This window comes from Parabacteroides goldsteinii DSM 19448 = WAL 12034, from assembly GCF_000969835.1.
Taxonomy (GTDB): domain Bacteria; phylum Bacteroidota; class Bacteroidia; order Bacteroidales; family Tannerellaceae; genus Parabacteroides; species Parabacteroides goldsteinii.
In genome coordinates this window covers 383,839-398,224 of sequence record NZ_KQ033913.1, presented here as the reverse complement: position 1 = coordinate 398,224, position 14,386 = coordinate 383,839, and the positions used below count along the sequence as shown (strand labels likewise).

At 44.7% G+C, this 14,386-nt stretch carries 16 protein-coding genes; 3 read left to right on the top strand and 13 right to left on the bottom strand.

The features are described 5' to 3' along the window. Positions 1-19: 19 nt before the first annotated feature. From HMPREF1535_RS14660 to HMPREF1535_RS14650, 3 genes are all read right to left on the bottom strand, one after another. Positions 20-1,186, bottom strand: coding sequence for an alginate lyase family protein (locus tag HMPREF1535_RS14660; RefSeq protein WP_046146705.1), 1,167 nt, complete (start codon positions 1,184-1,186; stop codon positions 20-22). Positions 1,187-1,335: 149 nt separating this feature from the next. Then, positions 1,336-2,175, bottom strand: coding sequence for a DUF5032 domain-containing protein (locus HMPREF1535_RS14655; RefSeq protein WP_046146704.1), 840 nt, complete (start codon positions 2,173-2,175; stop codon positions 1,336-1,338). Between the two features lie 103 nt (positions 2,176-2,278). Then, positions 2,279-4,540 carry a monovalent cation:proton antiporter family protein gene (locus HMPREF1535_RS14650; RefSeq protein ID WP_046146703.1) on the bottom strand — a complete coding sequence of 754 codons (2,262 nt, stop codon included), beginning with the start codon at positions 4,538-4,540 and terminating at the stop codon, positions 2,279-2,281. Positions 4,541-4,677: 137 nt separating this feature from the next. Here HMPREF1535_RS14650 and HMPREF1535_RS14645 point away from each other — a divergent pair, with 137 nt between their 5' ends. Further along, complete coding sequence (locus HMPREF1535_RS14645) at positions 4,678-5,541, top strand: alpha/beta hydrolase (protein ID WP_007652777.1); 864 nt, start codon at positions 4,678-4,680, stop codon at positions 5,539-5,541. A 104-nt stretch (positions 5,542-5,645) separates the two neighbouring features. Here HMPREF1535_RS14645 and HMPREF1535_RS14640 read toward each other — a convergent pair whose 3' ends face one another. From HMPREF1535_RS14640 to HMPREF1535_RS14630, 3 genes are all read right to left on the bottom strand, one after another. Then, the gene (locus HMPREF1535_RS14640; RefSeq protein WP_046146702.1) at positions 5,646-7,862 is read right to left on the bottom strand and encodes a GH92 family glycosyl hydrolase; all 2,217 of its coding nucleotides are present in this window, start codon (positions 7,860-7,862) and stop codon (positions 5,646-5,648) included. Positions 7,863-7,965: 103 nt separating this feature from the next. Continuing rightward, the gene (gene tatC / locus HMPREF1535_RS14635; RefSeq protein WP_046146701.1) at positions 7,966-8,823 is read right to left on the bottom strand and encodes a twin-arginine translocase subunit TatC; all 858 of its coding nucleotides are present in this window, start codon (positions 8,821-8,823) and stop codon (positions 7,966-7,968) included. Between the two features lie 5 nt (positions 8,824-8,828). Beyond that, positions 8,829-9,023, bottom strand: coding sequence for a Sec-independent protein translocase subunit TatA/TatB (locus tag HMPREF1535_RS14630; protein ID WP_007652767.1), 195 nt, complete (start codon positions 9,021-9,023; stop codon positions 8,829-8,831). Positions 9,024-9,163: 140 nt separating this feature from the next. Here HMPREF1535_RS14630 and fabD point away from each other — a divergent pair, with 140 nt between their 5' ends. After that, complete coding sequence (gene fabD, locus HMPREF1535_RS14625) at positions 9,164-10,045, top strand: ACP S-malonyltransferase (RefSeq protein WP_007652765.1); 882 nt, start codon at positions 9,164-9,166, stop codon at positions 10,043-10,045. A gap of 100 nt (positions 10,046-10,145) precedes the next feature. Here the strand turns inward: fabD and HMPREF1535_RS14620 are convergent, their stop codons facing one another. The 7 genes from HMPREF1535_RS14620 to HMPREF1535_RS14590 all read right to left on the bottom strand — a co-directional run bounded on the left by HMPREF1535_RS14620 (position 10,146) and on the right by HMPREF1535_RS14590 (position 13,116). Continuing rightward, positions 10,146-10,400, bottom strand: a complete 255-nt coding sequence (locus HMPREF1535_RS14620; protein WP_046146700.1) for a DUF6364 family protein — start codon at positions 10,398-10,400, stop codon at positions 10,146-10,148. Between the two features lie 40 nt (positions 10,401-10,440). Then, on the bottom strand, positions 10,441-10,917 hold the full coding sequence (locus tag HMPREF1535_RS14615; RefSeq protein ID WP_046146699.1) for a hypothetical protein: 477 nt from the start codon (positions 10,915-10,917) through the stop codon (positions 10,441-10,443). After that, positions 10,901-11,134 carry a hypothetical protein gene (locus tag HMPREF1535_RS14610; RefSeq protein ID WP_085978819.1) on the bottom strand — a complete coding sequence of 78 codons (234 nt, stop codon included), beginning with the start codon at positions 11,132-11,134 and terminating at the stop codon, positions 10,901-10,903. The genes HMPREF1535_RS14615 and HMPREF1535_RS14610 overlap by 17 nt, the downstream gene beginning before the upstream one ends. Further along, complete coding sequence (locus HMPREF1535_RS14605; protein ID WP_046146698.1) at positions 11,121-11,570, bottom strand: N-acetylmuramoyl-L-alanine amidase; 450 nt, start codon at positions 11,568-11,570, stop codon at positions 11,121-11,123. The genes HMPREF1535_RS14610 and HMPREF1535_RS14605 overlap by 14 nt, the downstream gene beginning before the upstream one ends. A gap of 188 nt (positions 11,571-11,758) precedes the next feature. Further along, complete coding sequence (locus tag HMPREF1535_RS14600) at positions 11,759-11,986, bottom strand: DUF4248 domain-containing protein (protein WP_046146697.1); 228 nt, start codon at positions 11,984-11,986, stop codon at positions 11,759-11,761. Then, positions 11,979-12,593 carry a DUF6633 family protein gene (locus HMPREF1535_RS14595; protein WP_244275632.1) on the bottom strand — a complete coding sequence of 205 codons (615 nt, stop codon included), beginning with the start codon at positions 12,591-12,593 and terminating at the stop codon, positions 11,979-11,981. Before HMPREF1535_RS14595 ends, HMPREF1535_RS14600 begins: the two co-directional genes overlap by 8 nt. Continuing rightward, a complete protein-coding gene (locus HMPREF1535_RS14590; RefSeq protein ID WP_046146695.1) occupies positions 12,505-13,116 on the bottom strand; it encodes a DUF4373 domain-containing protein in 612 nt (203 codons plus the stop codon). Before HMPREF1535_RS14590 ends, HMPREF1535_RS14595 begins: the two co-directional genes overlap by 89 nt. A 281-nt stretch (positions 13,117-13,397) precedes the next feature. Here HMPREF1535_RS14590 and HMPREF1535_RS14585 point away from each other — a divergent pair, with 281 nt between their 5' ends. After that, positions 13,398-14,318 (top strand): Rpn family recombination-promoting nuclease/putative transposase, encoded by a 921-nt coding sequence (locus tag HMPREF1535_RS14585; RefSeq protein ID WP_046146694.1) that lies wholly within the window; start codon positions 13,398-13,400, stop codon positions 14,316-14,318. Positions 14,319-14,386 lie beyond the last annotated feature (68 nt).

Below are 14,386 nucleotides of genomic sequence, written 5' to 3'. Positions count from 1 at the left end.
AATAACTAAAACAAAATAATCACAACCACAACAGCGGATGACGAAGAGGAAAATTCCGTATCACCTCATCATTCTCCGGAAAATGTTCCAGCTCCGACCAAAGGGAGAAATAATCTTCATCAGGCGTATCGCAGACGCTGAACAGCAAAGCAGTATGCGCCACCGGCCATTCATCCCAATACATCACATCTTTTTCAAACGGCCACGCAGACTTATCCTTTATATAGGGGCACAGCCAGGCCACCCCTTTCTGCATATTCCGTCCGTCTTTCGTTGTATATTGCCAGAGATTATTTGTATCATCGGAAAGGATATGGCACACTGTTGCCATAGCATCCAGATTGAAGAGAGAATATCCGTACGGTTTGGTTCTCGCCAATTCCAACGGAAAACTGCCATCCGTATCCATCTGTCCCGGTAACAGAACTGTTTGATAACGTTCGCGGCAGAAGTCCAGCACCTCTCTATTCCCGGTATACTTTGCAAACTGGGCCGCCTGCATCACCCAGCAGGTACCATGGTTGTTTTTGGCATTCATCTCATCCTTTCCGTAAGGATGGTTCGCCAGCCAGTATAAATAGTTGGAAAACCAATCTTTGGTAGCAACGGCATCTTCACAGGAAAGCAAACCGGCCTGTTCCATTACGATCAGTGACTGCACGACTTCCAACAGATGAATAGTATCGATTATTCCTATTCCACGGCCCGTAACAATTCCTTTTATTGCCTGGGCGTATTGAAGATCGGGATTCATCCGTGTCTCCGGATCAATGAACCAGGCACGGATATGTTTTAATGCCTGTACAATATATTTCTCATCTTTCGTCACGATCCAGGCAGAAGTCAAGTCTCCTACAATCGAACTGAAACGGATCATTGCATGGCGATGAGCAACAAAATTATCCGGATTCGTTTCCCCGTCACGCCGGATATAGGCACTGTCAGGATTAACCGGATCAGGCCACCAATAATCACCTTCCGAATAAAAATCGTGTACCCCTCCGGCACTTCTTTCAGCGACAAAAGAAGTAATGGTGACAGGTTCTTGCGTTAAAGCCAGGTCTCCCCGGGTTATAATTTCCGTATGCAACAAATCTGATACCCGCTTTTGCAATCGCGTTCCGTCAGAACAACGACAGCATACAAGTATTGTTGCAGAAATTAATAATAACAATTTTAGATTCATGGCATAGACAGATTATTTTCTGTCCAAAATTACGCCAAGCATCTCTTTCCGGTTTTTAATATTATCGCAAAAGCTTGCAGATTTGTTACAAAAATGACATTTGATGAGATAATTATACAATACCGACAGATAATACTATCCGATCTTATTTAGTTTGTTTCATAATTATAAACAAAAGAATATTCATACGTATTCTGTCCGGCATCCAGACCTTCTACTGATTTTATATCTTCTGTAATAACCATGCCAGTGATATAGTCACCGACTGTCTGATAACGAAAAGTATATTCAGCACCATTTTTACTCTCGCCCAACGAATAACGGCTGGCCGATTCCGGTAAATTGCGGTTAGAGGTCCCGTATAACGAATTCAAAGGATTTACTAAATCCGGTGTTATCGGTCTCAATGTATTTAGCACACGGAACGGGAAATTGGCTGGGCACAACTGGCTACCATAGGTATAACTCACCTCATCACGCGGAAGATACTGATAAACAGTTACATTCCCGTTAGTCCACGTATATTTATCCAAAGATACCGGATCATTTTTCTTATATCCTCCTTCTTCCAACGGACGTTGAAAAATCCAATCAGCTTCAGTCAGATTGCTACGATCATATTTATATCGATATTCATTCTTCACATATTCCGCATTCGGGACATATTCATTGATAGCCCATTCCTGCTTATTTACGACCACATTTCCACTCATCTGAAAATCTTCCGTATGCACATTTGAAGCATCGATCACAGAGATCTTATTTCCAGTATAAATCAAGTTAAAAGTACCTTTGGAAGTCGTTATCTTACTAACATTACCATCCTGATTGTAAATTATATCCAAAGAATATTCAGGGAAATCGGCCCCATTCTTTTTACAGGTAATCTTTGTTAACTTATTCAACTTCGGAAGAGAAGGTTTATCATCATCTCCGCAAGAGATCAAACCAATCACTAAAATCAACATCAAGCATACACACTTTTTCATAAGTTCTACTTTTATAATTCAACATCACAAAAGTAAAACATTTGGCAAAATAAAGGCGGAAGTAACCAATTTTAAGTAATCTCTACATTTTAATAACATGGATTCACTCCCCTTTTATCAGCTGCTGTATTTTATTTTTATCGCCCACTACCCAGACCAGGTCGTCCGGTTCGAACACCGTATCGTTATCCGGCGTCATCAGCGAATCCCCGTTACGTTCGATCGCAACGATCAGGCAGTTGTACCGCCGTCCTACGTTCGACTGCATGATACTCTGTCCGAGGAACGGGAAACTGTCATCGACTACAAACGAATTGACCGTAATCTCTTTCGGCTGCCCGGCCGAACAATCGGAACCGTTCTCCTGATCTTCCAGCTTAGCCTGGAAGGCTTTCAACTGTTCGTCGGTCCCTACTACGACCACCTTATCCTGCGGATAAATATGATCGGAACCACCGGGGATATAGATTTTATGATCGCCACGGATGATCTCTACGATACTTACTCCAAAATCTTTTCTGAGCGGTATGTCCGACAGCGCTTTCCCTGCATAAGGAGAACAAGGGGAAACCGGTACTACGGCCAGGTGTATATCTTTATCACTTAACTGATTATTAAAACTGGTCTTCAACGGATTACGTTTCCGGTCGACCTCTTCCCTACGGTTCAGGTTAGTAAGAAAATGGGCTTCCAGCCTGGAATACTGGTTCAGGTCACGGCGGAACAGAATGATAAGGATCAAGACTCCTACTGCTATAATCGCCCCCACGCCATATTGCACATGATAATATTTAATCAGTACGATCGAAACAAACAAAATGGCGACAAACACCCTGAACAACACTAACGCCACCAGTTTCCCATGATTATATTTATTATCCTTCCACAGGCTCATAAACAACTCCGGCGAATTATTCTTGTTCGCCACCAGTCCGGACAGGAAAGGAACCATCAGTATCAGCGTCAGCACACTCATAACGATACTCCCCCACATATCCATCGCCGGAAACTTTTCTACCAGCAACGGATGAATAACCTGGGTAGACAGCAACAGAATAGCCGTCAGTAACACCGAATGAATCAATACTTTTCCTACATAAATCTTTAATAGCTTACGCCAGTCGCTTTCATGGTTAATCGTTTTTGTACCCGAAGAATAGCGGTCCAGAAAATCGCGCGTCTTATCCGGCAACACCTTGTACAGCCACTCCGCAAACGGTCCCGACAAACGGATAAAATAAGGAGTCGTAAAAGTCGTTATCACCGACACAGCAACGATAATCGGATAAACATACTCGTCGAGTACCTTCAACGACACCCCTAAAGCCGCAATGATAAAGGCAAATTCACCGATCTGAGCCAGACTGAAACCCGACTGAATAGATGTTTTCAGCGGTTGTCCGGACAGAAGTACTCCGAAAGACGAAAAGAAAGCCTTCCCCACGATCGTCACCAAAGTGATCAGAATGACAGGCCATGCATATTGCACCAGGACAGCCGGATCGACCAGCATACCTACCGACACAAAAAAGATGGCGCCAAACAAATCCTTGACAGGCTTGATAATATGTTCGATGCGCTCTGCCTCTATCGTTTCGGCGAGGATAGACCCCATGATAAAGGCCCCCAAAGCAGCCGAGAAACCCGTTTTCGTCGCTACCACCACCATTCCCAGACACAAGCCCAGTGCAATAACCAGCAACGTTTCATCATTCATCAGCTTCTTCACCTTTTTCAGGAAAGCCGGAATAATAAATATACCTACCAGAAACCAGAGAATCAGGAAAAAGGCGACCTTCAGGATACTGCCGATCATTTCCTCCCCGGCAAACTCCTGGCTCACCGCCATCGTTGAAAGCAAGACCATCATAATAATGGCAACCAGGTCCTCGACGACCAACGTCCCGAACACAATCCCCGTAAACCGCTGGCTCCGCAACCCCAGATCATCAAAAGCCTTTATAATGATCGTTGTCGACGACATCGACAGCATCCCGCCCAGAAATATGGAATTCATCGTAGACCATCCCAGCAGATGCCCGACCAGATAACCGACGATCAGCATCGTTATCACCTCGGTCATCGCCGTAATAAAAGCGGTAGAACCGACATTCATCAACTTTTTGAAACTAAACTCAAGTCCCAGGGCAAACAGCAGGAAGACGACTCCCATTTCCGCCCACAAATTAATATTTTCAACGTCTACTACCGTAGGAAAAATCTGTACATAAGGCCCGGCCAGTAAACCGGCGACGATATACCCCAGCACCAGGGGTTGTTTCAGCCATTTAAATAATAAAGTTATTATCCCTGCGGATATAAGAATCAATGCAAGATCGGAAATCAAATCTGGTAAATGCGACATACAATATATTATTGATTAATCTGTTAGCTAACAAAAATAACATTTTTCCGTATTTTATCAAGTACAGCCGATGCTTTTTTATAACTTTGCTAGAAATAAATAAAAACATCTATCTATTTACTTAAATCTGTTAGTATATGAAAAACAAGATTATTCTCTTTCTTGTTCTGTGTTTCTGTTTTAATTTAGCAGGATTCGCACAAAGTACCGTTCATGAATCGGTCAAGTTCCAAAGTAAAAAGTTAGGAAAAGAAGTCTCCTACTCGATCTATCTCCCGGACGGATACAACAGCTCCGAACGTTATTATCCGGTGCTTTACCTGCTGCACGGTTATACCGATAATGAAACCATGTGGATACAAACCGGGCAGATGCAGGAAATTACCGACCGTGCCATCTGTAGCGACCAGGCCGTGCCTATGATCGTTGTCATGCCGGATGCCTGGGATACCTGGTATATCAACCAATACGACGGAAAGGTACCCTACGAAGACATGTTTTTTGAAGAGTTGATCCCCCATATCGAAAAGACCTACCGCGCCCGCAGTAACAAAGAGTTCCGTGCCATCGCCGGACTGTCGATGGGAGGTTACGGTTCGTTCCTTTACACCCTGCATCATCCGGATATGTTTTCCGCCTGTGCCCCGCTTAGTGCCGCTATTTTCGACGACAGCGTGATGGAACGTCGCCAGGCTGAATCACACAAAGACCTCTTCGGCCGCCTGTTCGGTCCCGGACTGGATTACTGGCACAAAAACAGCGTCTTAAAAATGCTTTCCGAACTGGATAAAGAGAATCTGCCCCGCATCCGTTATTACATCGACTGCGGAGACCAGGACGGTCTGCTGGATGGTAATTTCCAGGCCCATAAGATCATGCGGGAGAAAGGGATGAAACATGAATTTCGTGTCAGAGGCGGCGGACATACCTGGTTATACTGGCGCACGGCATTGCCCAACGTCCTGGAATTTGTCAGCGGAGCATTCCGGAGAAATCAATAGTAATCAGTACCAAGATCCTCCGAAACATACCGGTGCGCCCCACTATGCACAACAATTACACCATTTGAACAGTTGACAAGTGTCACTTGTCAACTGTCAACTCATTAATCCTTATACCAAACCGGACCTGGCTGATTTCCCATTTCAAACTCAAGCGTTGCGCCGCTCATGATCTGGTCGTGGGTGATATAGCTCTTGTCGTAAGGCTGGCCATTCAGTTTGACTGACTGGATATAGATATTCTCCGCATTTACTCCCGGAGCTAAAATCTTGAATACTTTACCATCCGCCAAATGCATTTTTACTTCCGGGAACAAAGGAGTTCCAATCTCATACTGTCCGCCTACCGGATCGACAGGATAAAATCCCATCGCACTGAAAACGAACCAGGCCGACATCTGTCCGCAATCCTCATTGCCACAGATACCATCCGGAGCATTCAGATACAAATCATGCAAAACCTGAGCCACATACTTCTGCGTCTTCCAGGGTTGTCCCACCTTATTATACAGATAAATAACATGATGGCTCGGTTCGTTGCCATGCGCATATTGTCCGATCATACCTGTACTGAAAATTGGCAGGTCTTCTTTCGCATCCGGAGCATACGTAAACATGCTATCCAGCTTTTCCGTGAAACGCTCCTTGCTGCCCAGCAAACCGATCAGGCCGTCCAGATCCTGCGGAACATACCAGAAATACTGCCATGCATTACTTTCGCAGATATCTTCCGTATAATCTTTCGCATTGAACGGAGTTACGAAATTCCCCTTTTCATCACGCGGCTGCATAAAGGTCGTTTCAGGATTATAGACATTGCGATAGTTCTGTGAACGTTTATAGAATTCATCCGCAATCGCTTTCTTTCCCATCTTTTCCGCCATACGGGCAATGCAATAGTCATCGTAAGCATATTCCATTGTTTTGGATAACGACCAGTTCTCCCATTTTTCCGGATCACTGTTAGCCGGTACATATCCCAACTTCTTATACTCCCCGATACCCCGGTAATCATCCCGGTTCGCCGTAGCAACACATGCCTGTAAAGCCAGTTCCGGATTAAAAGTACTGATTCCTTTCAGGTAAGCATCCACAATCACAGGAACAGCGTGATAACCGATCATCATATTCGTTTCATGCCCATACAGATTCCACAAAGGAAGGGCGCCATTCTGTTCGTAGAATTTCAGGAACCCCTGAATCATATCGTTCACACGTTTCGGGTCCGTATACGTATACAACGGATGGGCTGCCCGGTAAGTATCCCACAAAGAGAAGGTCGAATAATTATTCCAACCGTCAGCCTTATGTATCTGATTGTCCGGACCATAGTACGAGCCGTCCACGTCACTGAAAATAGTCGGAGCGATCATCGTATGATACATGGCGGTATAGAACTTAACCAGGTCATCCGTATTATTGCCGTTCACTTCAATCTTCGACAATTCTTTGTTCCAGCGGGCGACAGCCTCCGTATGATAACGGTCGAAATCGTTGACCGGCACTTCTGCCTGAAGGTTCTTTGCCGCACCTTCCATGCTCACACCCGAAATAGCCGTATTCACCAGAATCTCTTCGTCCTTTTCCGTATTGAAATCGAAACGAGCTACATAGGCAGTACCGATACGGCCTTTATCCTTCGTCACAATTGCTGTCGTATCCATATGGTAAGCTACAAACGGTTTGGAGAAACGGGTCTGGAAATAGACATGTTGGTCGGGCGACCATCCCTGTGAAAAACGGTAACCGCGGATAGTAACGGAATCGACCACCTCGATATAAGAATCAAGCGTAAAATCCCAGTTCATCGCCTTCTTCAGATTCAGGAAAACGGAAGCTTCTGCCTTCGGGAACGTATAACGCTGGATACCGCAACGTTCGGTAGCCGTCAACTCGACATTAATATTATAGTCTTTCAGCAACACCCGGTAATAACCGGCCGAAGCAGCCTCGTCATTATGTGAAAAAGTGGAATAAATACCCAGCGGTGCTTCAGCCTCTTTATACGGGCGGGTCACCGGCATAAAGGAGATATCATATAAATCCCCTGCCCCGGTACCGGAAAGATGCGTATGGCTGAAACCAGCAATCGTCGTATCCGGATAAAAATAACCTGAGATACGGTCCCATCCGGGCAACCCGTTATCAGGACTTAACTGCACCATACCGAAAGGAGCCTGTGCTCCCGGGTAAGTATTCCCGGTAAAATCAGTACCGATCATAGGATTAACATACTGCGCATAATCCGCCTCCTGTTGTTTCTCCGGCGTGCAGGCCATCAAAGCCAGCAAGGAGACCGCCAATAAAGTGATGTGCCTCATTTGTTTATAAATTGTTTAAGTCTTGACAAATATACAAAAAGAGACGTAACATTTAAACAATGTACGTCTCTTTCTATAACTAAATTCCAATGTCTATGGTTTATTAACCTTCATTTTCTTCTTCGTCCTCTTCATCCGGTTCTTCTACCGGCGGTTTTCTTACAAAGAATGCACTTAATTCGTACAAACCGTAAAGCGGGAAGAACACGACACTCAGTGTAAACGGATCGCTACTTGGTGTTATAAATGCTGCGGCAACAAGCAATCCCACAATGGCATGGCGCCTGTACTTATGGAAAAATCCTCTGTGCAGCAATCCCAGCTTCGACAACAACCACGATACCAACGGCATTTCGAAAACAATCCCCATCACAAAGATCAGCATCAGGAAGTTATCCATATACGAATCTAAAGAGACCTGTTCGGTAATATTAGCACTCAACTGATACGTTGCCAGGAAACGGAGTGTCATCGGGAATACCATAAAATAACCTACGGCACATCCCAGGAAAAACATTATTGTTCCAAAAAAGAATACCCATCTGATATTTTTCTTTTCGTTCTCATACAAAGCCGGACTGATGAACCTCCATAACTCATACATTAAATAAGGGAAAGTCAATACAAGGGCCAGCCAGAATGAGGTAGTCATATGAGTAAAGAACTGAGATGCCAGCTTAATATTTACTATATCCACATGAAAAGTATCATTGCAGAAATCAGGTAAAACATCAAACCACGGACTAATATCAATAAGCCACTTGTTCAGTTCACACAACCAACGATAAAGAATAAAATCAGCATAACAGGGAGCCATAATAACGTGATCGAAAAGATCACGCATAAAAGCAAAACTACCGATAGCAAAAACAAAGAGCGCCAGAATAGAACGGAATAAAGTCCAACGAAGTTCTTCCAGGTGGTCCCAGAAGGACATTTCATCTTGTTCCAATTCTTCCATTTCGTCTACTTCTTATCGTTGTCGTCCAGCTTAATGTCGTCTTCTAATCCTTTTACACCGTCTTTAAAGTTCTTCACACCTTTACCGATACCTTTCATCAGTTCAGGGATTTTCTTTCCACCGAAAAGTAACAACACAACAATGGCGATGATAACGATTTCGCCTGTACCTAAATTTCCTAAAAATAGTAATTCGTTCATGATATTATAAATATTAGTCGTTAATATTCTCCTTTTAATAGGGGCAAAGATACTATTTGTAACGAATAGTCACTCCATTATTCTAAATTTATTACCTTTGCACCGTCTTAAAAAACTGAAATTAGAAAAAGATTAGAAAGATGAAAGCTTATGTATTTCCCGGTCAGGGTGCACAGTTTGTCGGAATGGGAAAAGACCTTTACGATAACAATCCCCTTGCAAAAGAGATGTTTGAGAAAGCAAACGAAATTCTCGGTTTCCGCATTACAGATCTGATGTTCGCAGGAACAGACGAAGATCTGAGACAAACCAAGGTTACACAGCCTGCCATATTCTTACACTCGGTTATCCTCGCTAAAACTTTAGGCGACCAGTTCCAACCGGATATGACAGCCGGCCACTCCCTAGGTGAGTTCTCTGCACTTGTTGCAGCCGGAGCACTGTCTTTTGAAGATGGTCTGGTATTGGTTTCCAAACGTGCCATGGCTATGCAGAAAGCTTGCGAAGCCACTCCTTCCACGATGGCTGCCGTACTGGCTTTGCCGGATGCAACAGTTGAAGAAATCTGCGCAAGTATTACAGACGAAGTAGTTGTTTGTGCAAACTACAACTGTCCGGGTCAGCTGGTTATCTCCGGTTCAATCCCCGGTATCGACGCTGCCTGCGAAAAGATGCTGGCTGCCGGTGCAAAACGTGCATTGAAGTTGAAAGTTGGGGGTGCATTCCACTCTCCGCTGATGGAGCCGGCCCGTGCCGAACTAGCTGCCGCTATCGAAGCAACTCCGATCCACAAACCTTCTTGCCCTGTTTACCAGAACGTAAGCACAAAAGGCGAAACCGACCCTGAAACAATCAAGGCCAACCTGATCGCCCAGCTGACAGCTCCGGTTCGTTGGACTCAGAGCGTTCAGAACATGATCGCCGACGGTGCCGACCACTTCATCGAATTAGGCCCGGGTGCAGTACTGCAAGGATTAGTCAAGAAAATCAATAAAGAAATGACTACGGAAGGTATGCAATAATGAGCAATATATTATAAAAAAGGAGGTAAACAGTAATAGTTTACCTCCTTTTTTATTTACAAACATGCCAATTATAACTGAGATAAATATTCACCTGGAGTTAAAACTGATATTTTTCCTCCAAATATTTATGATAAGCTTTTCTGCCATTTAAATCATCATCGTCATCAATCTTTCCAGCCCCTAATAAACTCAATACAATATCAGGTATAGGTTCTTCGCTAACTTTTGGTTGCTGCACAAGACGATCCAAATAATTTTCTATGATAGAAGACAAATCCAGTCCTCTTTGCCGTGCATAAGCAACAGCTTTATCAACAACATTTTTATTTAATTTTATCTGTGTTGTTTCCATACATCATCTTTTTTGTCAAAGATAATCATTATTCCGTTTCCTATCCATTCAAATGCCATCTTTTTCTTCTATTACACCACCTAACTCCCAAAAACAACACACCTCCCCCACCCAGCACCCACCAAACCGGCAAGCGCCCCAGCGACCAGCCGCTTTCTTTCTGCTCCGTAGCCACTGTTTCCCGCAACCAGCGGCCTTCCTGCCGCGAAAGTGAGAGCAGGGTATCCTGACTGACAGATACCTGCCGGCAGTCCGCCACAGCACGTCTTATTTGCCCTACATACTGCCTGCCATTGCTGTCAGGAGCCGAAAACGAGACTTCCTCCCACCGGAGTGTCGTTTGTATATCAGACTTCCATACACGTTCCGCCCACAAGCTGTCGTACCGTTCCACAATCAACGAATCCCTCTCCCCGAACGTCCGCTCCGCCACAGTTTTCCTCCCCGCAACACAGCCACTGCCGGCCACCAGCATACACAAACAGCTCCCGATCAATCCTTTACTCTCCATTCTCATCTCTTCTGATCTTATATTTATAACTATAATCCACCCCGAACAACGCCCCTGAAAACGTCGACACCTCACCGAATCCCACCAACACCGAGTTATGTATCTCCCCTGCCGGACTACACCAAAACCCCATAAACAACAATACAACACCTGCCAGCGACAACAAAACCGCCACCCATAACTGGCAACCGAGCGGCCACCCCCTTCTTTTACAATATCCCATACTCCTCCTCCGCATCAAAACAAGGACACTCTTTCAACCATTCATCCCGCGTGATCTTCCCGTCGCCATTCCGGTCGGGCGACAAATCACGGTGCCCGCAGATCCGGCATCCCGGATACTGCACCAGCAGTAACAACAACAATCCCCTGATAGACAATTTCTGCCTCTCCGTACGCGTATCTTTCGGATGCCCGCCGGCATCCAGCCCGCCTTCGTAACAAATCCCCAGACTGAACGCGTTATACCCTTTCACATGTGCCGGAATCAGCTCCGGCGGACGCATCGGTACGACCTCACCCGAACGGCGGATATAATAATTATAACCGGCCGAAAAGAAACCACGCGCCTTATGGTCACGTTCCAGCTGCTCCGGCGTATACTCCATCGTCTCTCGGGTAGCCGAACAATGCAAAACAATCAGATTAATTTTTCTCATGATTCAATTCTGTTTATCGTTAATGTGAAAGCAAATGTACAGGAAGGGAAAAGTATGGAATCGGTTTAAATGGGAATAGCAGGGAATAAGAGGGAATAAAACAGATTTTACCGGGAACCGGAGTATTCAGGCAAAGAGACAAGGATTGAACCCGAACACGTTCACCGTCCCGCTTCGTTTATTTATTATCAAATATTCCAGGTCTCAGGATCGCCCAGATGATCCACCAGGATCTCCACCTGGCGCGGCGTAAACATACGCTGCCCCTTGCGGTAACCTGCTTTCTTCAGATCCTCCAGCAACTCTTCATCCCGTCTGATCCACAACGACAACTGTGCAGAAGCCGATTTCAGTAAAATACCCGGGAAATACAACCGGGCCAGTTCCGTATGTCCCCATACCTTGCTCTTATCCATGATTGTTTTGTTTTTGTTGTTTTTCTTTCAGTTGCAAATATTCCTCGTAAGTGATACCGCCGGACGACACATTCTCCGGTTTCTCCTCCTTCTTTCGTGCCGCCTTATAACGGTTTGTCTCCGTCAGGCGTTCGCCCATAAACTGTATCAGCGCACTGGTGACAGTCAACGCATCCACCATCCCGTAAAAACGGCCGTAACGTCCGCATTTCAGCCGATGGAAAAACAACAGCAATTCCGTCACCTTCAGATAAGGATATTCCGCCAACACCAGACGCGACAACTCGCGCTGGCGGTTGACCGGCATTTTCTCTTTCACCCCGACGAACAAGTTAATATCTTCCAGCAGAGCGCATATAAACACCATGACCACCAACTCGCCATACCCCAGGCAAACCGTTTCCAGCATGGGAGCCGTACCGAAATAAGCACGCTCGGTATAACGGGCGGCCATTACCTGCATATCCGGTTTAAACGTATTCAGGAATTTCTCCGCATTCCCGTAACGTGCCGTCATATCAGCAACTTCTTGTTGCTTCTTCAGCCATGCGGAGGAGTTCTTCCCGTCGGGCAGCTTCTCCGTTATCGTCTGAAAATCGAGTTTCATTTGATTTTCCATATTGTGTAGATTGATTTACATTTACATTTTGATTTCCATTTCCATTTTCCGGGGTTTTCGTTACAGAAACCGGAGCTTCTGTTGCAATAACCGGGGTTTCTGCAACAATAACCCCTTCATTCGCCCAATTATCCGGTATTTCGAGATCCGGATCGATCTTTATTCCGAGTCTTTTACTGATCTCCCGGAAGCGTCTCTGTATCGCCAGCGAAGAAAGTACCTGCCGGTATTCCAACAGTTCCCTGTCGAACAACTGAAGATCTATACAATAAAGGACCGCCTCACTGACCGTAGCCTCGTCCAACCCCAGGATAACAGAGATATCGAAACAGAAATCACTGTCATAAGAAATATAATACCCCTTCTCCCGGTAAATTTCACAAAGGATCGCTAAATAAATACAGATGCCCTTACACCCGTACTTTCGGAGCAGGCGTTGTATTTTCCTGTCCGAATACAGGTCCGTATCCAGCGGAAAATAGCCCAGTCCTTTTTTTAATGGTCTAGCCATAATTTTAATTTTTTAAATGTTGATTACCTGAAGCACCAACGGTTAACAAATCCGGTGCGAAAGAAAGGGCGTGATTTACAATAAAAGTCTTTGGCGTGTACAAAAACAGTAAAAGTTGAACTCCAAACTCCCGTTTAAAATTCAACCCTTAGACTCTTTATGCGGTAAACATAGACAAATATATTTTTAAAACCTATTTTTCCGGTAAAAATCAGGATAATATGCTTTTAGATGAAAAAAAAGCATATCTTTGTATCGTAACAATTTAAATATGAACAACTATGAAAAATGATTCTGCTTTGGTCCGTTTCGATTGGGCCGTAAAGCGCCTTTTACGTAATAAATCAAACTTTGTTGTGTTGGAAGGCTTTTTGTCCACTTTACTTGGGCAAGAAATACGTATTGTCAAAATGCTGGAAAGCGAAAGCAACAAGGATAGTGTCGATGATAAGTTCAACCGGGTAGATATGCTGGCAGAAGACAGTAAAGGGGAACTCATCATCATTGAGGTACAGAACAACCGTGAACTGGATTATTTCCATCGTATGTTATACGGAGCATCCAAAGCCATTACCGATTATATCAATGAAGGCCAGGAATATGGTGTTATTCGTAAAGTATATTCAATCAACATCGTTTATTTTGAATTAGGGCAAGGCAAAGACTATGTCTATCATGGTCGTACCAGCTTTAAAGGAATCCATTACAATGACATTCTTCAGTTGTCCGTACGCCAACGTGAACAGTTTGTACGACACGAAGCCGGAGATATTTTCCCTGAATATTACGTATTACGAGTAGACGGTTTTAACCAACAGGCGAAAACGCCTTTGGACGAATGGATTGCTTTCCTGAAAACCGGCGAGATCGATAAAAACAGTACGGTTCACGGTTTACAAGAAGCACGCGAACGATTGCGGATAGACCAGTTAGACGAGAAAGACAGACGACAATATTATGCAGATATGGAAGCTATACGTTATCAACGCAGTGTGATCAAAACCGGATGGATTGAAGGCCGGGCCGAAGGAGTAGCGGAAGGGAAAGCGGAAGGAATAGTTGAAGGGAGAGCTGAAGGGAAAGCTGAAGGGAAAGCAGAGCAACAACGACTTATAGCTATAAACCTGAAGCAGAACGGAGTCGACCCTCTCATTATTGCACGATCTACCGGCTTGTCGATAGAAGAAATAGAACAGCTCTAAAGACCTGACACGGCATAAAACATATTCCCGGGGAGGCTCTTCTCGCCGGGATTTTTATAGCAATACAT